Below are 25,321 nucleotides of genomic sequence, written 5' to 3'. Positions count from 1 at the left end.
CCGGTGCCGCGCGGATCAGTAGGCGCCGCGTCGTGCGAGCACCACGCTGGCCGTCTTCCAGAGGATGCCGAGGTCGTACACGAGCGACCAGTTGTCGACGTAGTGCAGGTCGAGCCGGACCGCGTCCTCCCAGGTCAGATCAGAGCGGCCGGAGATCTGCCAGAGCCCGGTGATGCCGGGCCGGACGAGCAACCGACGCCGGACGTCGCCGCGGTAGTCGTCGTCCTCGGTGGGTAGTGGCCGCGGGCCGACCAGCGACATCTGCCCCGTCAGCACGTTGACCAGTTGAGGTAGCTCGTCCAACGACAGCCCGCGCAGGTGCCGGCCGATCGGCGTGACACGGGGATCGTCCTTGATCTTGAAGAGCAGGCCGTCGCTCTCGTTCCGGTCGCGCAACGCCTCCAGGCGCTGCTCCGCGTCGGTGTACATGGTGCGGAACTTCCAGACCTTGAAGGCCCGCCCCTCATGGCCGATCCGCGTCTGCCGGAACAGCACCGGCCCACGGTCTGTCAACTTGATGGCCAGTGCGATCCCGGCCAACAGCGGGCTCAGCAGCAGCAGCCCGACCAACGCCGTGGTCCGGTCGAGCATGCTCTTGACCACCAGCGAGAGGCCGGAAATGGTCGGCTCCTCGACGTTGAGCAGGGGCAGGCCCTCGATCGGGCGGACGTGGATGCGCGGGCCGGTGACGTCGGTGACCTGCGGCACCACGACGAGGTCGAGACCGGTCCCCTCCAACTGCCAGGCCAGCTTGCGCAACTCGTACGACTCGAGGCTCGCCGGGCCGCAGACGGCGATGGTGTCCGCGCCGAGTTGGTGGACCAGCGGCACCAGGTCCCAGCCGACGTAGACCGGCACCGGCGCGGTCACCCGCTCCCCCGGCCGCGGATGATGCGGCAGGTGGATGGCGATCGGGCGCAGCCCGGCACCCGGGTTACGGGTCACCACCTCGTGCACGGCCAGCGCGTCGGAGAGCCGCCCGACCAGCAACACCCGCTGTGACGCCCGCTGGCTGACCCGGCGGATCCGCCGCAGCACGACCCTCGCCCCCGCGCGGGACACCAGGGCGTAGAACAGCAGGCAGAGGATGATCGCGGCCACCGTCGCCCGGGACAGGTCCTTCTTGAAGCCGAGCGCGAGGAACGAAACGGTGGCGGCCATCGCGACGTTGGCCCGGACCACCCGCTTGAGTTCCTCGGTGCCGCGCCCGAGTGCCCGCCGGTCGTACGCGCCGGCGGCGGCGAGAACGGTCATCCACATCAGTGGCACGCCGACGTTGGCCACCAGGGCGAACGCGCTCATCGTGCCGCCGAGCACCCGCTGGTCCCAGAAGCCGGCGTCAGCCTCGTCCAGCAGGGTCACCACGGTCCGGCTCGCCGCCAGGGCCGCGACGAAGTCGATCAGGACGAGGCAGGCCACGTACCGCCGGCGCCACCTGGCCCGCGGCGCCACCGATCGGGCGAACGCCGACCGCGGCATCCCGTTGGAGGGGGGTGTGATCACCCCGAGATCGGGATCGAACCTCGGTGCCTGCTGCGGCGCGACAGTCGAGAGGAACTGAGTCTGCCCGGACACGACCTTCCTTTCTCACCCATCTAGTCGTCGTCTTCGGAGGGCGGACAGCGAACCGCGAAGGGTCCGTCGGCGTCGCGGCTCAGTCGGGACCAGGCACGACCCCGCCTCGCGATGCCTGCCGGCGCAACTCGTCCATCAGGGCGTTGTGCGCCGGCTTGGGAGCCAGGCCGCTGTCGAAGAGGCAGGCCGCCCCGTAGCCACGGTGGTAGCCCGGGATCCAGCTACGCGCGTCCGTGAACCCCCAGACGGTGAACGACACGCAGGCGGGCACCGCGAGGCAGGCCCGGAGCACCCGCCGGTAGAGCACGGCCTGCTGTTCCAGCTTCTGCGGGCTGGCCGGCAGCGCGACCCGCACGTCCAGTTCGGTGATGGCCACCGAGACCCCCAACTGCGCGAACCGGCGCAGGTTGCCGACCAGGTCGCGGGGCGACTGGTCCCACCTGAGGTGGCTCTGGAAGCCGACGCCGTCGACCGGCACGCCTGCGCGGCGCAGGTCGCGGACAAGCCTCAGCAGCGCGTCCGCCTTACGGGTCCGGCCCTCGACGCCGTAGTCGTTGATGAACAGACGTGCGGCCGGGTCGGCCGCGTGCGCCCAACGAAAGGCATCGGCGACGTACCCGGGGCCCAGCTTGCGCAGCCAGATCGTGTCGCGCAGTCTTCCGTCCTCGTCCAGCACCTCGTTGACCACGTCCCAGGCCCAGACACGGCCCCGGTACCGGGAGACCACCGTCGTCACGTGTTCCTGGAGGACCGCGCGCACCCGCTCCGCCGGCCAGTCGGGGGAGACCCACTTGGGCACGTCACTGTGCCACACCAGGGTGTGACCGTAGACCGCCTGACCGTGTTGCTGGGCGAACTCGACGAGTTGGTCCGCGCCGGCCCACGCGTGCACACCGGGCAACGGTTCCAGGCTCCGCCACTTCATCGCGTTCTCGGCCGTCATCGCGTTGAACTCGGTGCCGAGGAGGGCGCGGTAGGCGGGGTCCAGACTCAGCCCTCGGCCGTCCGCCGCCGTACCGATCCGCACCCCCGGCGGCATCAGGTCACGCAACGTCTGCCGCTCTGGCGTGCCGCCCGCGGACGGTGCTGGTGCCGGGCCGGCACCGTCGGCCACCGGCAGCGTCTCGGTGCTCCGCCCGACCAGCGCCAAGCCGACCGCGACCAACGCCGTAGCGACCAACGCGACCGACACCAGCACCCCCGGCAGGCCGAGCCGGCGTGCCTCGGCAACGGCTGCGGGGACCTGCGGAGCCGGCCCGTGGTCGGCGACCGCAGCGGTCGGTCCGGGCGGCGGCGCAGGGTCACCGCCCGAGGTGGACAGGCCGGCGATCACCGTACGGGCTGGGCTGGCTCGTCGCGGACGGCCCAGGGCGCCCGGGTGAAGTTCCACCGGGCCCGCTCGGCGAACTCCTCACGCGGCAAGCGTGGCACCGCGTCGGCGGTCAGCAGGGCGGTGAGTACCCGGGTCACCTCCTCCGGGTCCTCGGGTACCCGGCCGAGCCGCGACAGCTCCGGCTGGCCGATCTCGGCGAGGAAGTCGTCGCACTTCTTCTGGTACGGCACCAGCGTGAACGCGACACCCGCCAGGTACGCGAACACCGCACCGTGCAGGCGCATGTGCAGGCCGATGTCGCAACGCTTCATCTCCTCCCAGCAGGCCCGAACGCCATCCCGGGCGGTCACCACGCGCACGTCGCAGAGCCCGTCCAGAGCAACCCGGAGGCGGTCGCTGATCCGTTCGTCGCCGTGCACCGGATGGGTGTTGAACACGAAGACGGTGACGTCGACGGGCTCCGCGAGAACCAGGCGGCGTACGCCCTCGATCAGGGCGTCTTCCCGTCGCCGGACCTGCGGGGCCTCGGCCTCGTAGTCGACGCCGAGCAGGGTCACCCCGAGCCGGGCCCGACCGCTCGGGGAGGGTCGGGGTCGACGCTCGGGTATCGGTTCGCCGAGCGCCTCGGGCAGCAGCCCAGCGAGATCCCCCGCTGCTACGAGCACCCCGGGGTAGCCGACACGTTGGAGGATCTCGGCGGAGGCGAGGTCGCGTACCCCGATGAAGTCGACCCGGCGGAGCACCTCGACGAGCCGCCGCTCGGCCGCCGGGGAGAGGAAGGGACCGATGGAGACACCGACGGCGGCCATGGGGTGCCCGGAGGTGCGGGAGAAGAGCGAGAAGAGCTTCTTCTCGCTCAACGGACCCATGTCCCGGAAGACCGAGCCACCTCCGAAGACGAGCATCGAGGAGCGACCCAGCAACGCCGCCTTGTTCAGCACCCAGCCGACCCGGTCGGGCAGGCTGCGCGAGCGGTACCAGCGCGCGTTCATCCCGGTGCTCTCCACGGGCAGGTCGACGACCGGTGGCGAGGCGAAGACGGGTTCCCGAGACCCCCAGTAGGTGCGGGTCGCCCAGTCCATGACGACGCAGAACGCGTTGTCCCCGACGTTCTCCATGCCGTAGTAGCCGACGACAAGCGGACGGCGGGCGGCGGAACTCGGTTCAGGACGCACGCGGTGTCTCCCTCCTCAGGCGCCGACGCAGATCGTGCCACGACGGCAGGGGCGCGTCTCCGACAACCCGTCTGCGTACCGCGATCCAGAAGAGCGCACACAGGATGCTCTCGGCGACCACGGTAGCCGCAGCCGTACCCATGACGCCCCACAGCGGGGTGGCCACCGCCAGGGCGACGAGGAACACCGCGGCGCCCACGCCCTGGTAGGCCACCTTGCGGCGGAGCAGGCCGCCGCTCGTGAGCAGCGAGGCGACGGCCGCGCCCCCGAACCGGAACGGGATGGCCAGGGCCAACAGGGCCATCACCGTCGCGGACTCGCGGTATTCCGGGCCGAGCAGCAGCGGGAGCACCGGCTGGCCGACCAGCGCGACCAGCGCCGCGAGGATCGCACCGAGCGTGAGCATGCCGAGGCCACCCCAGCGGTAGGCGATCAGGACCGCATCGCGGTCCGTGCCCGACCAGCGGTGCAACCTGGCCAGGAAATACTGCTGGTAGACGACTCGCGGGACAAGGTAGACGGCGGTCAGCACGGACATCGGGACGGCCAGAACGGCAGCCTCCGCGGGGCCGAGAAACTCGGCGGCGACCACGGTGCCCAGGTAGATGCCGAGGAGATAGAACAGGTTGCCGAGCACGAACGGGCTTGCCGCTCCCGTCACCCGCCCCACACCGACGCCGGAGGGCAGGCTCTCAGCCACGGCGTCGCGACGCTTCCCGGCTGCTGTCCCGGTGCGGAGGAAGGGCCGCATCACCGGCACGCAGGCGACGACGGTGAGGACCGCGATGACGGCGTAGCCGGCGGCGGCGGCCAGGACGGAGAGTCCGAACGCCCATACGGCGAGCACCACGAGCACCCGGGCCAGGTGCGGCGCCACCTGGAGCACGGAGAGACCCCGGTAGTCGCCCCGCAACTGCTGGACCGATCCGACCAGTGCCAGCCCGGCCTGCGCGACGACCACGGCCGCCAGGAACGCCCGCACCCCGGCGGCCATCGGGTCGGACCACTCGGCGAGGCTCCAGGCGAGGATCCCGGCGACGGTCAGGGCGCTGCCAGCCGCCACCAGCCGCAGCGACGGGCCGACCCACCGGCGCGCCCGCTCACCCTCCCGTCCGAACCGCTGCAACCACAGTTCCGGCACCCCGAACACTGCCAGCGGCGCGGTCAGGGACACCACCGCCAGGGCGGCGGTGAACGTGCCGAAGGCCTCCTGGGGAAGGCTGCGGGCGAGCAGGATCTGCGTCCCGAAAGCGGCCAGGGTGACACCGACCTGACTCAGCCCCAGCATGCCGAGGTGGACCAGGACGGTGCCGACGCGGCCCCGGGCGGCTGTCCGCCGGGTCGGGCCGCCGCTCAGGCTGCCGTTACCGGGGTCCCTGTCGAGGTCAGCGGCCGAGGGTGACAAGCCACTTGCCCGTCTCGCTGAGCGCCCGCAGAGCCTTGATGCCCGTCGCCACCCCGGGCAGTCGCGACGGCCGGTACATGTCGATCAGCCGGAACCAGAAGACCAGGCCGCCGAGCCGGCCCCGGGTGACGTTCCCACCGTGCCGATGGAACAGCACGATCGGGTGGGCCAGATGGCCCGGGTGGGTGCCGGCGCGCAGGGCACGCAGCATCAACTCGACGTCCTCGAACAGGCGGAAGCTCTCGTCGTAGCCGCCGATGCGGTCCAGCAGCGCACGGTCGATGGTGGTGCCGGAGTGCTTGAAGGGCAGGCGGGGACGGGTCAGCACCCCCAGCAGCATGTTCCGCGCCGACGCGTATTCGGGTAGTCGGATCACGCGGGCCGTCCCCCGGCGTACCTCCCGGTAGTCGGCGTACACCCAGGACCTGCCGGTGGCCAGCAGTTCGTGCAGTCGGGCGAGTGCGTCGGCCGTGAGTTCGTCGTCGGAGTCCAGGACGGTGACGTATCTGCCCATGGCGCAGCGCAGGCCCCGGTTGCGTGCCTCGGCGATGCCGGTGGGTGGCTGACTGACCACCCGCACCCGGGGGTCCGCCAACAGTTGCGCCGCCGCGATCACCTCGGTGACGGGTTTCCTCGACCCGTCGTCGACGATCACCAGCTCGAAGTCCTCGAAGGTGTTCGCCAGAACGCTGCGCACCGCGTTGACCAGCAGGACCGGGCGGTCGCGTACCACGATGCAGACCGTGAACGTGGGCCGGGCGACCGGCGTCGTCGGGGCATCCACGTCGATGCTTCCGGCCGGGTCGGGAGCCCGGCCGCCCTGTGACGGCAGCCTGTCCAGCGACCCGGGCGGTGACGGGTTCACGGTGTCGACCCGCTTTCGGCGGGCAGCTCCTCACCCGGGACCTCCCGGTCGACGGCGAGCACCACCATCTGGCCGAAGAAGAAGAGCCAGAGGAAGTACGGGTAGGCCAGAGGCTTCTGGGTGAGGCCGAATATGACGAGAACCACGAAGAGCAGCGCCAGGGCGAGCCGACCCGATCGGCTGGTCCGACTCCGCACGAACCGGTGGAGCCCGACGAGGACGGCGGCGGTCACGACGATGCCGACGATGCCCCAGACGACAAGCACCCGGAGCAGGTCGTTGTGCATGTCCCAGGGCTCGTAGCCGAACCCGAGGAGCCAGACGTCAGCCGAGGAACGGCCGAGGATCTCCGCCAGGTCGTTCCAGATGGCGCCCCGGCCGTGCATGAAGGTGTCGGACCGCACGTCCAGCGACCCCACCTCGGTGAGGGTGACCTCGGCCCGCCTCCAGATGGCACCGCCCCAGAGCGTCCCGACGATCGCGCCGGCGACGACCAGGACCGCACCGCCCACCAGGGTCGCCCGGCGGTTCACCCCACCGGTGCGGCGGGCTTTCACCATCCCGAAGAGACGCCGCGCCTCGAACGCCAGCACGATCACGCCCAGGCACAGGATCGTGAACCGGTGCAGGGAGACCACACCGGTCGCGACGAAGAGACCGATCAGCGCGTACCGGACGCTGGCGGGCACCCTCAACCGCTCACCGAGGACGTAGACCAGGAACACCGAGAACATCAGGAGCCGGCCGAGGGACATCGGGTGGTAATAGCCGCCGGAGGCCCGTCCGATCTTCTCCCAGTTGGCCAGCTCGAAGTAGAACGAGTACGGGAACACCCCCGCCACCTGAAGCCAGGCCAGCACGCAGTGCACGACCGCCCCGGCCACGATCACCCCGGCCACGAGGGCGAGCCGGCGCACCGGAAACCAGTCGCGGCGCATCAGCATCAGCGCGATCAGTGCGATCGGCGCGAATCCGACCACCAACCGCATCGCCTCCGCCGGTATGGCACGCATCGGATCCTGCGGCGACCCGTAGATGGAGTAACGGCGGACGTCGAACAGCTCCAGCAGGTCCTCGCGGGCGGGAACGGCGAGGTAGCTGACGGCGGAGAGCACGAGCAGCAACGTCAGCCCGCCCGCCATGACGAGGACGGGTCGGGGCGGCATCCGCCGGGCGCCGAGTGCCGCGACACCCAGCGCGGCGACCATGCACGCCGCACCGAGCGCGGTGAGCAGCACCCCCAGGTCGAATCCACCGCCGGCGTCCTGCTCGCCGATGTCGAGCAGCGGTTTCACCGCGACCAGCACCAGCGCTGCGGTGGCCAGGTGGCGCGCGACCTGCTCGGTCCGGTTTGTCGGCACCCGTTGCTCGCCCCGGAAGGGCGGTCGGTGCTCCGGAGTGGTCAAGGTTTCCATCGCGGGTGCGTATCTCCCATCAGTGTCCGCCGCGGCAGCAGCCGACAACGTGGGCAGGTCGGCCAGCCGGCCCCCACTGCCAGTCCCCCGCGCCGACACACATGTCGGCACTCGTGCCCTGCGGCGGACGGCGGGTATAGGCGATGTTCCCTGGTCTGCCCCCGCCCCAGAAACACGAGGACGATACCAGCGGCACAGGCCGGTGAGCTGTCCGGTTTCCGCACGGCGGTAATCGACCGTACCGGTGGTTGCGGCGGAGCCGTCCCGTCCGGCAAGCTGTACCGCCGTGACTGCCCCGGCGAGCTACCGATGATCAGCGTGGTGATGGCCGCGCACAACGAGGCCAGGGTCATCGGCGGCTGCCTCGACGCCCTGCTCGCCGACGCCGTGCCCGGCGAGCTGGACATTGTGGTGGTTGCCAACGGCTGCACCGACGACACCGCCCGGGTCGCCGCCGCCCGGCCGGGTGTGCGGGTCATCGAGGTGACGCAGGCCGGCAAGTCCAACGCCCTGAACCTGGGCGACTCGGCGGCCCGGGGTTTCCCCCGGGTCTACCTGGACGCGGACGTGGTGCTGAGCCCCGGGGCACTGCGCGAGATGGCCGCCGCGCTCACCGCCGGGGGTGGGCCGCTGGCAGTGATGCCCCGACGCCACATGGTGACGCAGGGTCGATCGCTGGCGGTGCGGGCCTACTACGCGGTCAACACCCGACTGCCGATCTTCGCGAGCGCGCTCTTCGGTCGCGGCGCGATGGGTGTCTCCGCCGCCGGGCGGAGACGGTTCGACCGCTTCCCGGAGCAGATCGCCGACGACCTCTTCCTGGACTCGCAGTTCTCCCCGGACGAGAAGCGGGAGGTGTCCGGGGCGACGTCGCACGTGCAGGCTCCACGCCGTACCCGGGATCTGGTCCGGACCCTGGCCCGGGTGCGGGCGGGCAACGCCATGCTGCGTACCAGCCACGCCGGGATCCGCGCCTCGGCACCGTCCTCCTGGCTGCGGGACGTGGTGCTGCCCAGGCCGTGGCTCGCGCCGGCGGCGGTGCCCTACGTGGTCATCACCGTCGCCGCCGCGCTGATGGCACGCCGTCATCCGCGGGACGCCTGGGGACGCGACGACTCCACCCGCTGACCGTCGACGGCAGCCCGGGCGGCGGTCAGCGCCGCGTCCCGCGAAGGGTCAGTGGCTGGGCCGACGCCGCCGCAGCAGCATCACCACGGCGATGACGAACCCGACGACGAGAGCGGCCAACAGACCGGCCAGCAGCGCCATCGGCAGCCTGGAGGACTCGGTCGACGTTCCCTCCAGCCGGGCCCGGTCCACGGCGTTCTGCCGGTACGCCTGAGCGAGCACGTTGGTGGGCGAGGACGTCGCCAGGGTGTCGAACTGGCTGATCGCCTCCGCGTTGCGGCCGGCGAAGAAGGCGTCGAGGCCCCTGCGGTACACCTGGTCCGGTTCGGCCAGACCACTCTGGACACCGGCCTCGCTGAGCAGCCCGGTCACCACCGTCACCGGCACCACGGCACGGTTGGCCCCGCCGTTGGCGGCCCGGTCGTTGTCCAGAACGCCCACGACCCGGCCGCTGGTGTCGACAGCGATGCCCCCGTGTGAGTAGATGCCGACGTCCCCGTTGACCCGTGCGACGGTGACCGCGCCCTGGCTGGCCGAACCGGAGACCTGCACCGATTTGGCGTTCAGGCTGTAGGTGGCGGCCCGGAAGTCGACGTCAGTGGTGCCGTACCCGATCACCAGCAGCGATGTGCCGGCACCCGGAGCGGCCTCCTTGTTCAGCTCGATCGTGGGGAGGTTGGCCTGGGCGAGCTTCACCAGCGCCAGGTTGCCGTTGTCGGCAGGCAGGACACGCACCACCTCGACCGGTACGGCCGGGCTGGCGGTGAGGTCCCCCCGCGCCACGTTGAACTGGCCGAACAGTTGGCTGGTGGGCGCCGAACCGGGCTCGTCGCCGGTGAAGCTCGTGGTGGCCATCTTCGTCCGGACGTACTGGTCGAGGGCCGGTGCGTCGAGCTTCTTCTGCTCGATGAGAATCCTGCCCAGGGTGTAGAGGGCCCGCTCCCGTGCCGCCTGGGCCTCCGGTCGTACGCACTGGCCGTTGGTGAGCGCGTGGCCGTCCGCGTTGACCACGAACCCGCTACACCGCCGCTTGAAGGTGATCGGGGTGGCGCTCAGCGGGACATTGGACTTCGTCTCCCGCAGGATGCCGGTGAAGGCGGCCTCCACGAAGACCATGGCGGGTGTGGCGATCGCCAACGCCCGCTCCTGCGGGCTGTAGGGGGCCGCCTGTGCCCACGGCTTGAGGCCTGGGTCGACCGCCGCGCCGCCGGGGATCGTCGAGGTGTCCGCGGTCGGCGTCGCCCTGGGCTGTTCCGGCTCGTCCGGGGTGAGCGCCCAGACGGCGGCGCCCGCACCCAGCGCGACCACGAGGACGAGGGCGGCGAGCCCGGCCCAGAGGCCGCTACTGCTCCGGGACGGCGCTGAGGGCTTGATCCGAGGTGCCGACGCGGAGAACGGGTCGTACGGCGCAGCGGCCCCGGTCTGCTGACCGTAGGTCGCCTGGGTGGTCTGCGCGGCGGGCGACTGGGGCGCGTCCACGGCCGGCGCCGTTGCCGGCTCGCCCCAGGACGGCGCGGGCGCGGCGGAGACCGGCTGCGGGGCCGGGGCATCGGGCTGGGCCGGCACCGGCCCCGCCTGCACGGCCCAGGGGGCGTGTGGCGGCCCGGACGTCGGTTGTGGCACGCCCGAAACCGGATGCGGTGGCCCGGAGGCGGGCTGCGCGGACACCGGGTGCGGGGGGGCCGACGTCGGCGCCGGGGCGCCCGGCGCCGCCGACACCGGGTGGTATTCCACGCCCAGCGCCCGCAGGAGTCGCTCCGCGCCGGGTCCGGCCTCGGCCGGGTAGGCGACCCAGGGGGAGGGCGCCGAGAAGTCGGCGTACGTGTAGGCCTGGCCGTCGGGCGCCTGGGCCAGCGCGTTCGCGATGCCGGAGTAGGCGTCCCGCCAGCGCGGGTCGTTCGCCACGACCGCGTCGAGCACGGCCACGGTCACCAGCCGGCCCTGCGCGTCGATGGCCGCCCACGCCTTCCCCACCTGGCAGGTGCCCAGGAGGTGGGTGAACCTGTACGGGCCATCCGGCTGCATGCCAACTCCTCTGCTCAACCGCCGTGCGGATCCTACAGAGCCCACGCTCGCGGGACCCTCGGCCTCTCGTCGGACCGGGACCCCCACCGAGCCGCCTCGGTGACGACGCGGACACCGACCGCGACCGCCAGCTAGTCCATCGTGGAGCTGACGCCGAGCCGCCGCCTGGGGTGTTGTCATGTGAAACTTTCCATGCATAAGGTCAATGCATGAATGAGGGAGTTGCTGTCGGTCCCGGCGAGCAGGTGCTGGACCTGTTCCAGGGGGTCCGGCTCACCCCCACCCAGCGCCGCATCGCGCACTGCCTGGTGCGGCACGCGCCCACCGCGGCGTACCTCTCCGCGGCCGAGGTCGCCGAGTTGGCCGGGGTCAGCCAGCCGTCCGTCACCCGGTTCGCGGTCGCGCTCGGGCACGACGGCTACCCCGCGCTGCGCCGCCGGCTGCGCGAGCTGACCGCCGGCGCCCCCGTCGGCGCCGCCGCCGGCAACGAGCTCCAGCAGGCGGTACGCGCCGAGATCGGCAACCTCGACCATCTCGCCGCCCAGCTCGGCGACCGGGACCGGATCGCCGAGACCGGCCGGCTGCTGGCCGCCAGTCGCCCCCTGCCGGTCCTCGGCCTGCGCGCCGCCGCCCCGCTGGCCGCCTACTTCGCGTACTTCGCGGCGAAGGTGCACCCGGACGTGCGGGTGCTCGACGACGGCGGCAGCCTGCTCACCGACCGCCTCGAACAGGCCGCCGAGGCGGGGGCGGGCGCCCTGCTCGCCTTCGTGCTCCCCCGCTATCCCCGGGAGACCCTGGACGCGCTGCGGGAGGCGCGGGCCGCCGGCCTCACCGTGGTGGCCATCACCGACTCGCCGGTGAGCCCGGCCGGCGAGCACGCCGACGTGCTGCTGCCCGCCGCGGTCGGCGCCCGGCTCGTCTTCGACCTGCACACCGCCCCGATGACCCTGGCCATGGTGCTGCTCCAGGCCATCTGCGACGCCGCCCCGACCGACACCCAGCGCCGGCTGGAGGCCTTCGAGGCCTCCGCCGCCCGCCGCCAGTTGTTCCTCGGATGACCGGAGGAGAGCCGAGATGACCCAGCCCGTCCGCGCCGCGCGCGGCACCGCCCGTACCGCCCGTGGGTGGCCCCAGGAGGCCGCGCTGCGGATGCTGATGAACAACCTCGACCCGGAGGTCGCCGAGCGCCCCGACGACCTGGTGGTCTACGGCGGCACCGGGAAGGCCGCGCGGGACTGGCCGTCGTACCACGCGCTGGTGCGCACCCTGACCGACCTGCGCGACGACGAGACCATGCTGGTGCAGTCGGGCCGGCCGGTGGGCGTCATGCGCACCCACGAGTGGGCGCCCCGGGTGCTGCTGGCCAACTCCAACCTGGTCGGCGACTGGTCCACCTGGCCGGAGTTCCGCCGTCTCGAACAGCTCGGCCTCACCATGTACGGGCAGATGACCGCCGGCTCGTGGATCTACATCGGCACCCAGGGCATCCTCCAGGGCACCTACGAGACCTTCGCCGCGGTCGCCGCGAAGCTCGCCGGGGCCCGGGGCGGCGGCGGGCAGCCGAGCGACGCCACCCTGGCGGGCACGCTGACGCTCACCGCCGGCTGCGGCGGGATGGGCGGGGCGCAACCGCTCGCGGTCACCATGAACGGCGGCGTCTGCCTGATCGTGGACGTCGACCGCGGCCGGCTGGACCGGCGGGTTCGCGACCGCTACCTCGACGAGGTCGCCGACTCCCTGGACGACGCCGTCGAGCGGGCGCTGGCCGCGAAGCGGGACCGTCGGGCGCTGAGCGTCGGCGTGGTGGGCAACGCGGCGACGGTCTTCCCGGAGCTGCTGCGTCGGGGCGTCGACATCGACATCGTCACCGACCAGACCAGCGCGCACGACCCGCTGTCGTACCTGCCGGAGGGGGTGGAGCCGGCCGACGCCGGGGACTACGCGCGGGCGAAGCCGGTCGAGTTCACCGACCGGGCGCGCGCGTCGATGGCGAAGCACGTCGAGGCGATGGTCGGGTTCCTCGACGCCGGGGCGGAGGTCTTCGACTACGGCAACTCGATCCGGGGCGAGGCGCAGCTCGGCGGGTACGGGCGGGCCTTCGACTTCCCCGGCTTCGTGCCCGCGTACATCCGGCCGTTGTTCTGCGAGGGCCGGGGGCCGTTCCGGTGGGCGGCGCTCTCCGGCGACCCGGCCGACATCGCCGCCACCGACCGGGCGATCCTGGAGCTGTTCCCGGAGAACGAGTCCCTGGCGCGGTGGATCCGGCTCGCCGGTGAGCGGGTCGCCTTCCAGGGCCTGCCCGCGCGGATCTGCTGGCTCGGCTACGGCGAACGCGACCGGGCGGGGGTGCGGTTCAACGAGATGGTCGCCTCCGGCGAACTCTCCGCGCCCGTGGTGATCGGCCGCGACCACCTGGACTGCGGCAGCGTGGCCAGCCCCTACCGGGAGACCGAGGCGATGGCCGACGGCTCCGACGCCGTGGCCGACTGGCCGCTGCTCAACGCGCTGGTCAACACGGCCAGCGGGGCGTCCTGGGTGTCCATCCACCACGGCGGCGGGGTCGGCATCGGCCGGTCCCTGCACGCCGGGCAGGTCTGCGTGGCCGACGGCACCGCGCTGGCCGGGCAGAAGATCGAGCGGGTGCTCACCAACGACCCGGCGATGGGCGTCATCCGGCACGTCGACGCCGGCTACGACGCCGCCCGCGAGGTCGCGGCGGCCACCGGCGTGCGGGTGCCGATGGCTGAGGGAGGTGCCGCGTGAGCGACCTCGCCGGCCGGTTCCGGGAGCTGTGGGACGAGATCGCGCCGGTCGGGCGGGACGCGGGCAGCGGCGGCTACCTGCGGTATGCGCTGACCGGGCCGGAGCTGCGGCTGCGGGAGTGGTTCCGCGCGCAGGCCGACCGCCGGGGCATGCCGGTCACCGACGACGGCAACGGCAACCTGTTCGCCCGGTGGGGCGACCCGGGGGCCGGCGACGCGGTGCTGACGGGCAGCCACTTCGACTCGGTGCCGCACGGCGGGGCGTACGACGGGCCGCTCGGCATCGTCAGCGCGTTCCTCGCCGTCGACGAGCTGCGGGCGGCGGGCGTCGCGCCGGCCCGTCCCGTGGTGGTCGGGGCGTTCGTCGAGGAGGAGGGCGCGCGGTTCGGCGTACCGTGCCTGGGCTCGCGGCTGCTCACCGGGGAGATCGCGGTGGACCGCGCGGCCGGGCTGCGCGACGCCGGCGGGGTGAGCTTCGCCGAGGCGCTGGGTGCCCGGCCGGCGGGCGCCCGGCCCGAGCTGCTCGACGGCTTCGCCGCCTTCGTCGAGCTGCACGTCGAGCAGGGCCGCGCGATGGTGGACGCCGGCGCGCCGGTCGGGGTGGCCAGCGCGATCTGGCCGCACGGCCGCTGGCGCTTCGAGTTCACCGGCGAGGGCAACCACGCCGGTACGACCCGGATGGCCGACCGCCGCGACCCCATGCTGACGTACGCCTTCACGGTGCTGGCGGCCAACAAGGAGGCGCGGCTGCGCGGCGCCCACGCCACGGTCGGCCGGGTGGCGGTGGAGCCGAACGCCACCAACGCGATCCCGTCGAAGGTGACGGGTTGGCTGGACGCCCGGGCGGCCGAGCCGGAGACGCTGGCGGGGCTGGTCGACGCGGTGCGCGCGAAGGCCGCCGAGCGGGCCCGCCGCGACGGCACGGAGGTGGCGCTGGCGGAGGAGTCGGCCACCCCGCTGGTCGCCTTCGACGGTGGCCTGGCGGGCCGGCTCGCGACGCTGCTCGACGCGCCGGTGCTGCCCACCGGTGCCGGGCACGACGCCGGGGTGCTCGCCGCGCACCTGCCCACGGCGATGCTCTTCGTGCGCAACCCGACGGGGGTGTCGCACTCGCCGGCGGAGTCGGCCGCCGACGCCGACTGCGCGGCCGGGGTGACCGCCCTGGCCCGGGTGTTGGAGGAGCTGACATGCCGCTGACCGCGATCGGGCGTCGTGCTCGCCGCCGCCGGCGGGGCCGGGGTCGCTGTTGCGGCCCTTCGGAGCTGATGTCGCAGACGATTCAGCTCGACAGGGGGCGCGGGAGATGACCGGGACCCGCTGGCTCGCCGAGTACGCCTGGCTGCCCGACCACACCGAGCCGACCGCCGACGTGCTGATCGACACCGCCGACGGCCGGATCACCGCCGTCACGCCGCTGGCCGCCGGGAGCGATCCGCCCGCCGGCGTCGAGGTGCTCGGCGAGGCGGTCCGGCTGCCCGGGCTGACCCTGCCCGGGCTCGCCAACGCGCACTCGCACGCGTTCCACCGGGCGTTGCGCGGGCGCACCCACGGCGGGCGCGGCGACTTCTGGACCTGGCGCGACCGGATGTACGCGGTGGCGCAGCGGCTCGACCCGGACTCGTACCTGGCCCTGGCCCGGGCGGTCTACGCCGAGATGGCGCTGGCCGGGATCACCTGCGTCGGCGAGTTCCACTACCTGCACCACAACCCGGACGGCACCCCGTACGCCGACCCGAACGCGATGGGCGCCGCGCTGGTCGAGGCCGCCGCGCACGCCGGGATCCGGATCACCCTGCTGGACACCTGCTACCTCACCGCCACCGTCGACGGGCAGCCGCTCGCCGGGCCGCAGCGGCGCTTCGGCGACGGCGACGCGCTGCGCTGGGCGGAACGGGTCGACGCGTTCCGGCCCGCCGACGAGCACGCCCGGGTGGGCGCGGCGATCCACTCGGTGCGCGCGGTGCCGGCCGGGCAGCTCGCCGCGGTGGCCGGGTGGGCGGACCGGCGGGACGCGCCGCTGCACGTGCACCTCTCCGAGCAGCCGGCCGAGAACGACGCCTGCCGCGCCCTGCACGGCCGCACCCCGGCCCGGCTGCTCGCCGACCACGGGGTGCTCGGCCCGGCCACCACGGCCGTGCACGCCACCCACCTGACCGGCGCCGACCTCGCCCTGCTCGCCGACGCCGGCAGCGGCGTCTGCCTCTGCCCCACCACCGAGCGGGACCTGGCCGACGGGATCGGCCCGGCCCGGCGGATGGCCGACGTCGGCCTGCCGCTCAGCCTGGGCAGCGACAGCCACGCCGTGATCGACCTGTTCGAGGAGGCCCGCGCGATGGAACTGGACGAGCGGCTGCGTACCCGCCGCCGGGGCCACTTCAGCCCCGTCGAGCTGCGCGACGCGGCCACCACGGGCGGCCACGCCGCGCTGGGCTGGCGCGACGCCGGGCGGATCGCCGTGGGAGCCCGCGCCGACCTGGTGACCGTACGGCTGGACGGCCCGCGCACGGCCGGCGTACCGGCGGTGGGGGTGTGGTTCGCGGCGGGCGCCGCGGACGTCACGCACGTCGTGGTGGACGGCCGGACGGTGGTGCGCGACGGCCGGCACCTGAGCGTCGACGTGCCGGCCGAGCTGGCGTCGGCCATCGCCGAGGTGACGTCGTGAGCGCGAGGAACCGCTCCGGCGAGCCCCGCGGCCGGGAGCGAGAGGTGGCACCGTGAGCAGTCTGCTGATCGACGACATCGGCGAGCTGGTGACCAACGACCTCGGCGGCGAGGGCGGGTCGCTGGGCATCCGACGCGACGCCGCCCTCCTGGTCGAGGACGGCCGGGTGGCCTGGGTCGGGCCGGCCCGGGACGCGCCGGCCGCCGACCGGCGCATCGACGCCGGGGGCGCGGCAGTGCTTCCCGGCTTCGTGGACAGCCACGCCCACCTGGTCTTCGCCGGGGACCGGGCCGCCGAGTTCGGCGCCCGGATGGCCGGGCAGCCCTACACCGGCGGCGGCATCCGGACCACCGTCGGCGCGACCCGGGCCGCCACCGACGACGAGCTGCGGGCCACCGTGCGCCGGCTGCGCGGCGAGGCGCTGCGGCAGGGCACCACCACCATGGAGATCAAGAGTGGGTACGGCCTCACCGTCGTCGACGAGGCCCGCTCGCTGGCGATCGCCGCCGAGTTCAGCGACGAGACCACCTTCCTCGGCGCCCACGTGGTCCCCGCCGAGTACGCCGACCGCCCCGACGACTACGTGGGGCTGGTCTGCGGGCCGATGCTGGCCGCCGCCGCTCCGCACGCCCGCTGGATCGACGTCTTCTGCGAGCGGGGCGCGTTCGACGTCGACCACGCCCGCGCGATCCTCGCCTGTGGGCAGGCCGTGGGGCTGGGCGCGCGGGTGCACGCCAACCAGCTCGGCCCGGGGCCGGGCGTCCAGCTCGGTGTCGAGTTGGGCGCGGCGAGCGTCGACCACTGCACCTACCTGAGCGACGCCGACATCGACGCGCTGGCGTCGGCCCGATTTGACTGCATGTGCGCCGATAGCAGGCACACCACCACCGTCGCCACCCTGCTGCCCGGTGCCGAGTTCTCCACCCGCTCGCCCTACCCGGACGCCCGCCGGCTGCTCGACGCCGGCGTCACAGTGGCGCTGGCGACGGACTGCAACCCCGGATCGTCGTACACGTCGTCGATGCCGTTCTGCGTCGCGCTGGCCGTACGCGAGATGCGGATGACCCCGGCGGAGGCGGTCTGGGCCGCGACCGCCGGCGGCGCGCGGGCGCTGCGCCGCGACGACATCGGGCAACTCGGCGTGGGGGCGCGGGCCGACCTGATGATCCTCGACGCCCCCTCCCACCTGCACCTGGCCTACCGGCCGGGTGTCCCACTGATCCGCCAGGTCCTGCGCAACGGAGTGCTTCGATGACCGTCACCATCCTGCCCACCGGAATCTCCCCCGCCGACGTGCTCGCCGTGGCGCGCGGCACCGCCAAGGTCGTCCTCGACCCGGCCACCGTGGACGCGATGGCCACCAGCCGGTCCATCGTGGACGGCATCGAGGCCGCCGGCCGACCGGTCTACGGCGTCTCCACCGGGTTCGGGGCGCTGGCGAACACCTTCGTCGCGCCCGAGCGGCGGGCCGAACTCCAGCACGCGCTGATCCGTTCGCACGCCGCCGGGTTGGGCGCGTCGATGCCCCGCGAGGTGGTCCGGGCGATGATGCTGCTGCGGGTCCGCTCGCTGGCGCTCGGCCGCTCCGGGGTCCGGCCGCTGATCGCCGAGGCGCTGGTCGACCTACTCAACCACGACGTGACGCCGTGGGTACCCGAGCACGGCTCACTGGGCGCCTCCGGCGACCTGGCGCCGCTGGCGCACTGCGCGCTGGCGCTGCTCGGCGAGGGCTGGGTGCTCGGCCCGGCCGGCGAGCGGGTGCCGGCCGGCGACGCGCTGCGGGCAGCCGGCCTGGCGCCGATCGAGCTGGCCGCCAAGGAGGGGCTGGCACTGATCAACGGCACCGACGGCATGCTCGGCATGCTGCTGCTGGCCAGCCACGACGCCGCGCACCTGTTCACCATGGCCGACGTCACCGCCGCCCTCGCCATCGAGGCGATGCTCGGCTCGGAGCGGCCGTTCCTGCCGGAGCTGCACGCCATCCGCCCGCACCCGGGCCAGTCCGCGTCGGCGGCCAACATCCACCGGCTGTTGCAGGACTCGCGGGTGATGGACTCGCACCGCGACGACCTCGCGCACGCCGTGCAGGACGCGTACTCGATGCGGTGCGCCCCGCAGGTGGTCGGGGCGGCCCGAGACACGCTCGACTTCGTCCGCACGGTGGCCGGCCGGGAACTGGTCTCGGTGGTGGACAACCCGGTGGTGCTGCCCGACGGCCGCGTCGAGTCGACCGGGAACTTCCACGGCGCGCCCCTCGGCTTCGCCGCGGACTTCCTGGCCATCGCCGCCGCCGAGGTGGGTTCGATCGCCGAGCGCCGGGTGGACCGGCTGCTCGACGTGACCCGCTCCCGGGAGCTGCCCGCGTTCCTGTCGCCGGACCCCGGGGTCAACTCCGGGCTGATGATCGCCCAGTACACGGCGGCGGGGATCGTCGCGGAGAACCGGCGGCTCGCCGCGCCCGCCTCGGTGGACTCCCTGCCCACCAGCGGCATGCAGGAGGACCACGTCTCCATGGGCTGGGCGGCGGCCAGGAAGCTGCGCACCGTGCTGGACAACCTGACCAGCCTGCTCGCCGTCGAGCTGCTCGCCGCCGTACGCGGGCTGCAGCTACGCGCCCCGCTCGAACCCTCGCCGGCCGGGCGGGCGGCCGTCGCGGCGCTCGGCGCAATCGTCGGGGAGCCGGGACCGGACGTCTTCCTGGCCCCGCTGATGGAGGCCGCCCGGGGCGTGCTGGCCGGGCCCGAGCTGCGCGCCGCCATCGAGCGCGAGATCGGGCCGCTCGGCTGAACCGGGGGTGGGACGAGATTGACGCCGCGACCGGGAACGGACCGGCCCACCGCGTCCCGGCGTCACCCGCCCCCGGTCTCAGCCCGCCAGCACCACGACGCCGACCAGCACGGGCACCGCGACCACCGTCGACAGGAGGATCGAGTCGCGGGCCAGGACCACGGAACGGCCATAGCGCGTCGCGTAGACGAACACGTTCTGCGCCGTCGGCAGGGCGGCGGTGACCGTGCAGGCCAGCACCAGAGCCGGCGGCAACCCCAGCGCGAAGCGGGCCACCAGGTAGGCGACGGTGGGCTGGACCACGGTCTTGAGCGCGACCGCGAGCCCGACGTCGCGCGCGGTGCCGCCGGAGCCGGGCCGCGCCGCGCCGTGCAGCGACAGGCCGTAGGCGATCAGGGTGGCGGGGACCGCCATCGCCGCCACGAGGGCGATGGGTCGCAGGACCGGCTCCGGCGGCAGCCAGCCGGTCAGGCTGGCCACCAGGCCCAGCACGCAGGCGATGGTGACCGGGTTGGCGAACGGCTGGACCAGCACCATACCGATCGACGGTCGGTGACGCGCCGTGCTCACCTCGAGGAAGGCGAACGCGACGGGCGTCATGACTACCAGTTGGAACATCAGCACCGGCGCCACGAACGCGGCGTCCCCGAGGACGTAGACCGCGACCGGGATGCCGATGTTCGCCGCGTTGACGTACGACGAGGCCAGGGCCCCGATCGTGGCCTCGGCGACGGAGCGGCGCCAGCAGAGCCGGGCGACGGTCACGAACACCGACGCCACGGCGATGCTGCTCAGCACCGTGACGGCGAGGGCGGACGAGATGACCGCGGGCACGTCGGCCCGCGCCACCGTCTGGAACAACAGCGCCGGCGTCGCCACGAAGAACGCGACCCGGGAGAGGACGGTGGCCGCGTCCGGTCCCAGCACCGCGGCGCGGCCGAGCGCGTAGCCGACGGCGATGACGGCGGTGATGACGGCGAAGCCCGTCAGCGCCCCGGTCATCGGGGCCCCCGTCAGCTCACGGGCGGCAACACCTTGGCCACCAGCTTGGCCAGCTCCCGCAGCGCCTTGCCCCGGTGGCTGACCGCGTCCTTCTCCGCCGGCGTCAGCTCGGCGCTGGTGCGGTCCTGCCCGTCGCCGAGGAAGATCGGGTCGTAGCCGAACCCGCCGTCGCCCCGCGGCGCCCGCAGCAGGCGACCGGTCTGCCGGCCGTCGACCAGGTGTTCCTTGCCGCCCGGCAGCACCAGGGCCACCGTGCAGACGAACGACGCGCCCCGGTGCTCGTCGGGGAGGTCCGCGATCTGGTCGAGCACCAGCTGGAGGTTGGCCTGGTCGTTGCCGTGGCGTCCGGCCCAGCGGGCGCTGAACACCCCCGGCATGCCGTTGAGGGCATCGACGGCGAGCCCGGAGTCGTCGGCGATCGTCAGCAGGCCGGTGCGCCGGCAGCCCTCCCGCGCCTTGATCAACGCGTTCTCGCCGAAGGTCAGGCCGCTCTCGGGCAGCTCCGGGTATTCCTCGACGTCGTCCAGCCCGATCAGGGCGACGCGGTGCGCGCCGAGCGCACCGTCGAGGATCCGCTGGAGCTCGACGAGCTTCTTGCGGTTACGGGTGGCGAGCAGCAGCCTGTTCATGAGGTGAGTGCCTTCCGCTGCGCTTCGGCCAGGTCCAGGCAGCCGGCGACCGCCAGGTCGAGCAGGGCGTCGAGCTGCCCACGGGCGAACACACCGGCCTCCCCGGTGCCCTGCACCTCGACGAACTCCCCGACGCCGGTGCAGACGACGTTCATGTCGACCTCCGCGGCCACGTCCTCGGTGTAGTCGAGGTCCAGACGGGGCTCGCCGCCGATGATCCCCACGCTGATCGCGGCCACCGAACGGTGCATCACCTTCTCCGGCTTGCCGACCAGCGACTTGCGCCCCGCCAGCCAGTTCACCGCGTCGTGCAGCGCCACGTAGGCGCCGGTGATCGCGGCGGTGCGGGTGCCGCCGTCGGCCTGCAGCACGTCGCAGTCGAGCACGATCGAGTTCTCGCCCAGGGCCTTCAGGTCGATGGACGCCCGCAGGCTGCGCCCGATCAGGCGGGAGATCTCGTGGGTACGTCCACCCACGCGGCCCTTGACGCTCTCCCGGTCGGAGCGGGTGTTGGTGGCCCGCGGCAGCATCGCGTACTCGGCGGTGACCCAGCCGAGCCCGGAGCCCTTGCGCCAGCGGGGCACCCCCTCGGTCACGCTGGCGGTGCAGAGCACCCGGGTGCCGCCGAACTCCACGAGCACCGAGCCCTCCGGATGGGTGCTCCAGCCCCGGGTCAACGTCACAGGTCGGAGTTCGTCGGGTCGCCGCCCGTCAGGTCGCGCCATGCCTGCACCCTATGCGGTGCGGTGACCGCGCCGTTGCCGGGTGCCCCGGCCCCCGCCGCGACGCGTCCGGTGCCGGATCAGTCGCACTCCCGGACGCGGACGTTGAGCACGAGCGGGCGGTCCCAGCCGCTCGGCACCTGCTCCAGGCCCGTCGTCGTCACGGTCGCCCGGCAACCGTCCGTCCGCCACGTCCAGTCGCAGGTGGGGCCGCCGTAGCGGAAGCCCTCGGCCACGCAACGCGTCACGTCCTCGGTCTTCGCGTCCCGCGCGCCGGCCGCGACGAGCCAGGCGTGCACCCGTTCGCCGAGGTCCACCGGGCACCGCCCCTGCGGGCAGGTGAACCGGTAGACCTGCAACGACGCGTCCGCGCCCTCGACGAGCCCGTCGGAGGTGAAGCTGCGCGGCCGCCCCCAGTCCGCGAGGATCGCCCGCCGCTCGGCCATCTCCTGCCGGGGCTCCCACCAGCCCAGATATCCCGCGATGCCGCCACCGGCGCAGAGCCCCATCGCCAGCAGCCCGGCGAGCACCGCGAAGAACACCCGCAGGCCGGTGGAGCGGCGCGGCGCCGTCGGGGCGGACCCCGTCGGCGGGAGCGTGGCCGGCGGCGGGTACCCGAAGGGCTGGCCGGCCGGCGGGTACGGCCCGGCGGGCATCGGCGGCTGGTGCGCCGGATGCCCCGGCCAGGATCCGGCGGGGCCGGCCGCACCGGGCGGGAACGGGGCGCCGGGCGGGCCGGGCGGTCCCACGGGAGGAGGCGGCGGGTGGGGCTGCCAGCCAGCCGGCCCGGAGGGGGAGTCGCTCACCAGCGAGAGCCTAGGGGGACGACGCGGTTTTCGAGGCCCCGCGCGGTCGACGCAGCGACCGGACGGTCAGATCTCGTAGCTGGCGCCCGGCCGGACCACCTCGATCGGCCCGGCGTACGCGGTGCCGGCCGACTCCACGGTGTGCGCCTCGCTGCCCCAGGCGGCCACCAGGTGGGTGAGCAGCAGTCGGCCCGTCCCCGCCTTCGTCGCCGCCTCGCCGGCCTCCCGGCCGGTCAGGTGCAGGTCCGGCGGGTTGTCCACGCCGTCGAGGTAGCTCGCCTCGCAGAGGAACGTGTCGGCGTCCTGAGCCAGCCGGAGCAACGCGTCGCAGGGCGCGGTGTCCGAGGAGTAGCAGAGCACCCGGCCGTCGTGCTCCAGCCGGACGCCGTACGTCTCGACGGGGTGGTTCACCCGGTCGACGGTGACCGTGAACGGACCGATCGGGAAGGTGCCGGGTTCGAGGGCGATGAACTGGTAGACGTCCTCGACGGTGCTGTTCTCCTGCCCGTACGCGGCGGCCAGCCGGTCGGGGGCGCCGGCCGGAGCGTAGACCGGCAGCGGCGGGTAGGGGCCGTCCGGCGCGTAGCGGCGCACCACCACGTACGACGCGGCGTCGAGAATGTGATCGCAGTGCAGGTGGGTCAGCATGATCGCGTCCGGGGCGTGCAGCCCCGCGTAGCGCTGGAGGTTGGACAGCGACCCGGAGCCGAAGTCGACCAGCAGCGCGAAGTCGTCCGCCTCGACGAGGTAGGCCGAGCAGGGAGACTCGGGGCCGGGAAAGCTGCCCGCACAACCCAGGACGGTCAGTCGCATCGAGTCATCTCGCTGTCGCGCTGCGTGGCTTCCGCGCCCATGGTCATTCTCTGAATGATCTCGACCGACGCGTGCGCCACGCTCGGCAGCCTACGCGCGCCCGCGCGGCGAACAGAGGTCTCCAAAGCAAGTTGTCATCAACGCGACACCCGTGCGGCCCCCGGCGCGCCGACCGTCCGGACCGGATGACGGCGGACGGCGCACCCGGTGGCGCTGCGTGAGCGCCCCGGCCCGTGCCGCCGCCGGCCGGGCCGGCCGACGGGTGTCGGTCGGCCCGGCCGGGCGACGTCAGGCCCAGAGCTGGCCGTCGAGGGCCTCCTCCGCGTCGGCGAGGGTGCCGCCGTACGCCCCGGTGGAGAGGTACTTCCAGCCGCCGTCGGCAACCACGAAGGCCACGTCGGCCCGCCGGCCGGCGCGGACGGCCTCGTGCGCCACCGCGAGGGCGGCGTGCAGGATCGCACCCGTGGAGAAGCCGGCGAAGATGCCCTCCACCTCCACGAGCTGCCGGGTGCGCAGCACCGCGTCGCGGGTGCCGACGGAGAAGCGCCGGGACAGCACCGTCGCGTCGTAGAGCTCCGGGACGTACCCCTCGTCGATGTTGCGCAGCCCGTAGACCAGCTCGCCGTAGCGCGGTTCGGCCGCGACGACCTGGATGCCGTCGACCTTCTCGCGCAGGTAGCGACCGGTGCCCATCAGCGTCCCGGTGGTGCCGAGGCCCGCCACGAAGTGCGTGATCGTGGGCAGGTCGTGCAGCAGCTCCGGGCCGGTGGTCTCGTAGTGCGCCCGGGCGTTGGCCTCGTTGCCGTACTGGTAGAGCAGGACCCAGTCGGGGTGCTCGGCCGAGATCTGCTTGGCGGCGGCCACCGCCTGGTTGGAGCCGCCCGCCGCCGCCGAGAAGATGATCTCCGCGCCGTACATCCGGAGCAGCTGCACCCGCTCGGTCGAGACGTTCTCCGGCATCACGCACACCAGCCGGTAGCCGCGCAGCTTGGCGACCATGGCCAGCGAGATGCCGGTGTTGCCGCTGGTCGGTTCGAGGATGGTGTCGCCCGGCCGCAGCCGGCCCGACTCCTCGGCCGCCCGGACCATGAACAGGGCCGCCCGGTCCTTGATGCTGCCGGTCGGGTTCCGGTCCTCCAGCTTCGCCCAGAGCCGCACCGGTGGTGCCCCGTCGGGCACCGTCGGGGAGAGCCGGGGCAGCCCGACCAGGGGGGTACCACCGCAGGCGTCGAGGAGACTGTCGTACCGCGCCATGGTGACCGCCGCCGTCAGCGGGCGGCGGCGGCCGACCGGACGGCGGTCGCCGCGCCGTGCTGGGCGAGCGCGGCGACCGCCGCGAAGCCGAACGCGCCGCCGGCGACGGCCGGCAGGATGGTCACGCTGTCGCCGTCGCCGAGCTTGGCGTCCAGCGCGCCGAGGAAGCGGACGTCCTCGTCGTTGACGTAGACGTTGACGAAGCGGTGCAGCGCACCGGCGTCGGTGACCAGCCGGGAGCGCAGGCCGGCGTGCCGAGAATCCAGGTCGGCGAGCAGCTCGGCGAGCGTGTCGCCGGAGCCCTCGACGATCTTCGCGCCGCCGGTGTGGCTACGCAGGATGGTGGGGATGCGAACCTCGATGGCCATGATGTCGTGCTCCTTGCTGATGGTCGGGCGAGCGGAGGGTGACGGGACGTGCACGGGTGTGGCGGCGCTGGATCAGCGGCCGGAACACTCGTAGTCGACCTCCGCCGGGCTCTGCCCGAACATGTAGGACTGCACGGCGTGCGGGTCCACCCCCGCGTCCCGGATCCGGACCGGCTCCTCGGTCACCACGCCGTCGACGATGCGGAAGGAGCGGATCTCCTCCGTGTCGGCATCGCGGGTGGAGACCAGCAGGTAGTGCGCGCCCGGCTCACCGGCGAAGGAGACGTCCGTGCGGGACGGGTATGCCTCCGTGGCGGTGTGCGAGTGGTAGATGACGACGGGTTCCTCGTCCCGGTCGTCCATCTCGCGCCACACCCGGAGCTGCTCCATCGAGTCGAACTCGTAGAACGTCATGGAGCGGGCGGCGTTGTCCATCGGGATGTGCCGGGTGGGGGTGTCGCTGCCGGCGGGGCCGGCGACCACGCCGCACGCCTCGTCGGGGTGGTCCCGACGAGCGTGGGCGACGATCGCCTCGACGATCGACCGGTCGATGCTCAGCACGCTGGCCAGCCTAACGCGTACCGGGCGCGTCGTT

The 25,321-nt window shown here is 73.4% G+C and carries 22 protein-coding genes; 7 read left to right on the top strand and 15 right to left on the bottom strand.

Annotated elements, in window-relative coordinates:
- Positions 1–15: 15 nt before the first annotated feature.
- The 6 genes from ACQ452_RS05780 to ACQ452_RS05755 form a co-directional block, all read right to left on the bottom strand.
- A complete protein-coding gene (locus ACQ452_RS05780) occupies positions 16–1,479 on the bottom strand; it encodes a sugar transferase (RefSeq protein WP_433393999.1) in 1,464 nt (487 codons plus the stop codon).
- A 175-nt stretch (positions 1,480–1,654) separates the two neighbouring features.
- Positions 1,655–2,773 carry an endo-1,4-beta-xylanase gene (locus tag ACQ452_RS05775; RefSeq protein WP_433390608.1) on the bottom strand — a complete coding sequence of 373 codons (1,119 nt, stop codon included), beginning with the start codon at positions 2,771–2,773 and terminating at the stop codon, positions 1,655–1,657.
- A 131-nt stretch (positions 2,774–2,904) separates the two neighbouring features.
- A complete protein-coding gene (locus ACQ452_RS05770; RefSeq protein WP_433390606.1) occupies positions 2,905–4,083 on the bottom strand; it encodes a polysaccharide pyruvyl transferase family protein in 1,179 nt (392 codons plus the stop codon).
- On the bottom strand, positions 4,073–5,371 hold the full coding sequence (locus tag ACQ452_RS05765; protein ID WP_433390603.1) for a lipopolysaccharide biosynthesis protein: 1,299 nt from the start codon (positions 5,369–5,371) through the stop codon (positions 4,073–4,075). Before ACQ452_RS05765 ends, ACQ452_RS05770 begins: the two co-directional genes overlap by 11 nt.
- A 97-nt stretch (positions 5,372–5,468) precedes the next feature.
- Complete coding sequence (locus ACQ452_RS05760; RefSeq protein ID WP_433390601.1) at positions 5,469–6,272, bottom strand: glycosyltransferase family 2 protein; 804 nt, start codon at positions 6,270–6,272, stop codon at positions 5,469–5,471.
- A gap of 77 nt (positions 6,273–6,349) precedes the next feature.
- Positions 6,350–7,768, bottom strand: a complete 1,419-nt coding sequence (locus ACQ452_RS05755; protein ID WP_433390599.1) for a hypothetical protein — start codon at positions 7,766–7,768, stop codon at positions 6,350–6,352.
- 309 nt (positions 7,769–8,077) lie between these two features.
- On the opposite strand from ACQ452_RS05755, the gene ACQ452_RS05750 reads away from it, so the two are divergent.
- Positions 8,078–8,896 (top strand): glycosyltransferase family 2 protein, encoded by an 819-nt coding sequence (locus ACQ452_RS05750; protein WP_433390596.1) that lies wholly within the window; start codon positions 8,078–8,080, stop codon positions 8,894–8,896.
- Between the two features lie 48 nt (positions 8,897–8,944).
- On the opposite strand, the gene ACQ452_RS05745 is transcribed toward ACQ452_RS05750, so the two are convergent.
- Complete coding sequence (locus tag ACQ452_RS05745) at positions 8,945–10,921, bottom strand: trypsin-like peptidase domain-containing protein (RefSeq protein ID WP_433390593.1); 1,977 nt, start codon at positions 10,919–10,921, stop codon at positions 8,945–8,947.
- A gap of 209 nt (positions 10,922–11,130) precedes the next feature.
- Here ACQ452_RS05745 and ACQ452_RS05740 point away from each other — a divergent pair, with 209 nt between their 5' ends.
- The 6 genes from ACQ452_RS05740 to hutH all read left to right on the top strand — a co-directional run bounded on the left by ACQ452_RS05740 (position 11,131) and on the right by hutH (position 19,132).
- A complete protein-coding gene (locus tag ACQ452_RS05740) occupies positions 11,131–11,979 on the top strand; it encodes a MurR/RpiR family transcriptional regulator (protein ID WP_433390591.1) in 849 nt (282 codons plus the stop codon).
- A 16-nt stretch (positions 11,980–11,995) separates the two neighbouring features.
- A complete protein-coding gene (gene hutU / locus ACQ452_RS05735) occupies positions 11,996–13,684 on the top strand; it encodes a urocanate hydratase (RefSeq protein ID WP_433390588.1) in 1,689 nt (562 codons plus the stop codon).
- Positions 13,681–14,880, top strand: coding sequence for an allantoate amidohydrolase (locus ACQ452_RS05730; protein ID WP_433390585.1), 1,200 nt, complete (start codon positions 13,681–13,683; stop codon positions 14,878–14,880). Before hutU ends, ACQ452_RS05730 begins: the two co-directional genes overlap by 4 nt.
- A 106-nt stretch (positions 14,881–14,986) precedes the next feature.
- Positions 14,987–16,345 carry a formimidoylglutamate deiminase gene (locus ACQ452_RS05725; protein ID WP_433390582.1) on the top strand — a complete coding sequence of 453 codons (1,359 nt, stop codon included), beginning with the start codon at positions 14,987–14,989 and terminating at the stop codon, positions 16,343–16,345.
- Positions 16,346–16,397: 52 nt separating this feature from the next.
- The gene (gene hutI, locus ACQ452_RS05720; RefSeq protein WP_433390580.1) at positions 16,398–17,600 is read left to right on the top strand and encodes an imidazolonepropionase; all 1,203 of its coding nucleotides are present in this window, start codon (positions 16,398–16,400) and stop codon (positions 17,598–17,600) included.
- Positions 17,597–19,132 (top strand): histidine ammonia-lyase, encoded by a 1,536-nt coding sequence (gene hutH, locus ACQ452_RS05715; RefSeq protein ID WP_433390578.1) that lies wholly within the window; start codon positions 17,597–17,599, stop codon positions 19,130–19,132. The genes hutI and hutH overlap by 4 nt, the downstream gene beginning before the upstream one ends.
- A gap of 78 nt (positions 19,133–19,210) precedes the next feature.
- Here hutH and ACQ452_RS05710 read toward each other — a convergent pair whose 3' ends face one another.
- The 8 genes from ACQ452_RS05710 to ACQ452_RS05675 form a co-directional block, all read right to left on the bottom strand.
- Positions 19,211–20,134 carry an AEC family transporter gene (locus tag ACQ452_RS05710; protein WP_433390575.1) on the bottom strand — a complete coding sequence of 308 codons (924 nt, stop codon included), beginning with the start codon at positions 20,132–20,134 and terminating at the stop codon, positions 19,211–19,213.
- Between the two features lie 11 nt (positions 20,135–20,145).
- Positions 20,146–20,763 carry an RdgB/HAM1 family non-canonical purine NTP pyrophosphatase gene (gene rdgB / locus ACQ452_RS05705; RefSeq protein WP_433390573.1) on the bottom strand — a complete coding sequence of 206 codons (618 nt, stop codon included), beginning with the start codon at positions 20,761–20,763 and terminating at the stop codon, positions 20,146–20,148.
- The gene (gene rph / locus ACQ452_RS05700; RefSeq protein ID WP_433390572.1) at positions 20,760–21,488 is read right to left on the bottom strand and encodes a ribonuclease PH; all 729 of its coding nucleotides are present in this window, start codon (positions 21,486–21,488) and stop codon (positions 20,760–20,762) included. Before rph ends, rdgB begins: the two co-directional genes overlap by 4 nt.
- A 77-nt stretch (positions 21,489–21,565) precedes the next feature.
- Positions 21,566–22,291, bottom strand: a complete 726-nt coding sequence (locus ACQ452_RS05695) for a hypothetical protein (RefSeq protein WP_433390570.1) — start codon at positions 22,289–22,291, stop codon at positions 21,566–21,568.
- Between the two features lie 66 nt (positions 22,292–22,357).
- Positions 22,358–23,104, bottom strand: coding sequence for an MBL fold metallo-hydrolase (locus ACQ452_RS05690; protein ID WP_433390567.1), 747 nt, complete (start codon positions 23,102–23,104; stop codon positions 22,358–22,360).
- 288 nt (positions 23,105–23,392) lie between these two features.
- A complete protein-coding gene (locus ACQ452_RS05685; RefSeq protein ID WP_433390565.1) occupies positions 23,393–24,358 on the bottom strand; it encodes a PLP-dependent cysteine synthase family protein in 966 nt (321 codons plus the stop codon).
- Between the two features lie 14 nt (positions 24,359–24,372).
- Positions 24,373–24,726 carry a MoaD/ThiS family protein gene (locus ACQ452_RS05680; RefSeq protein WP_433390563.1) on the bottom strand — a complete coding sequence of 118 codons (354 nt, stop codon included), beginning with the start codon at positions 24,724–24,726 and terminating at the stop codon, positions 24,373–24,375.
- A gap of 72 nt (positions 24,727–24,798) precedes the next feature.
- Positions 24,799–25,287, bottom strand: a complete 489-nt coding sequence (locus tag ACQ452_RS05675; protein WP_433390560.1) for a Mov34/MPN/PAD-1 family protein — start codon at positions 25,285–25,287, stop codon at positions 24,799–24,801.
- Positions 25,288–25,321 lie beyond the last annotated feature (34 nt).

The sequence above is a fragment of the Micromonospora sp. KLBMP9576 genome (assembly GCF_050941805.1).
Classification (GTDB): domain Bacteria; phylum Actinomycetota; class Actinomycetes; order Mycobacteriales; family Micromonosporaceae; genus Micromonospora.
The sequence above is the reverse complement of the archived record's forward strand: the minus strand, read 5'-3'. Positions and strand labels throughout refer to the sequence as shown.

Bases quoted from the DNA above. Each gene is read 5' to 3' on its own strand.
- ACQ452_RS05680 (WP_433390563.1), bottom strand. From the start codon at position 24,726: ATGGCCATCGAGGTTCGCATCCCCACCATCCTGCGTAGCCACACCGGC.
- ACQ452_RS05690 (WP_433390567.1), bottom strand. From the start codon at position 23,104: ATGCGACTGACCGTCCTGGGTTGTGCGGGCAGCTTTCCCGGCCCCGAG.
- ACQ452_RS05685 (WP_433390565.1), bottom strand. From the start codon at position 24,358: ATGGCGCGGTACGACAGTCTCCTCGACGCCTGCGGTGGTACCCCCCTG.
- rph (WP_433390572.1), bottom strand. From the start codon at position 21,488: ATGGCGCGACCTGACGGGCGGCGACCCGACGAACTCCGACCTGTGACG.
- ACQ452_RS05740 (WP_433390591.1), top strand. From the start codon at position 11,131: ATGAATGAGGGAGTTGCTGTCGGTCCCGGCGAGCAGGTGCTGGACCTG.
- rdgB (WP_433390573.1), bottom strand. From the start codon at position 20,763: ATGAACAGGCTGCTGCTCGCCACCCGTAACCGCAAGAAGCTCGTCGAG.
- ACQ452_RS05710 (WP_433390575.1), bottom strand. From the start codon at position 20,134: ATGACCGGGGCGCTGACGGGCTTCGCCGTCATCACCGCCGTCATCGCC.
- ACQ452_RS05725 (WP_433390582.1), top strand. From the start codon at position 14,987: ATGACCGGGACCCGCTGGCTCGCCGAGTACGCCTGGCTGCCCGACCAC.
- hutU (WP_433390588.1), top strand. From the start codon at position 11,996: ATGACCCAGCCCGTCCGCGCCGCGCGCGGCACCGCCCGTACCGCCCGT.
- ACQ452_RS05765 (WP_433390603.1), bottom strand. From the start codon at position 5,371: ATGCTGGGGCTGAGTCAGGTCGGTGTCACCCTGGCCGCTTTCGGGACG.
- ACQ452_RS05780 (WP_433393999.1), bottom strand. From the start codon at position 1,479: ATGCCGCGGTCGGCGTTCGCCCGATCGGTGGCGCCGCGGGCCAGGTGG.
- ACQ452_RS05745 (WP_433390593.1), bottom strand. From the start codon at position 10,921: ATGCAGCCGGATGGCCCGTACAGGTTCACCCACCTCCTGGGCACCTGC.
- hutH (WP_433390578.1), top strand. From the start codon at position 17,597: ATGACCGTCACCATCCTGCCCACCGGAATCTCCCCCGCCGACGTGCTC.
- ACQ452_RS05755 (WP_433390599.1), bottom strand. From the start codon at position 7,768: ATGGAAACCTTGACCACTCCGGAGCACCGACCGCCCTTCCGGGGCGAG.
- ACQ452_RS05750 (WP_433390596.1), top strand. From the start codon at position 8,078: ATGATCAGCGTGGTGATGGCCGCGCACAACGAGGCCAGGGTCATCGGC.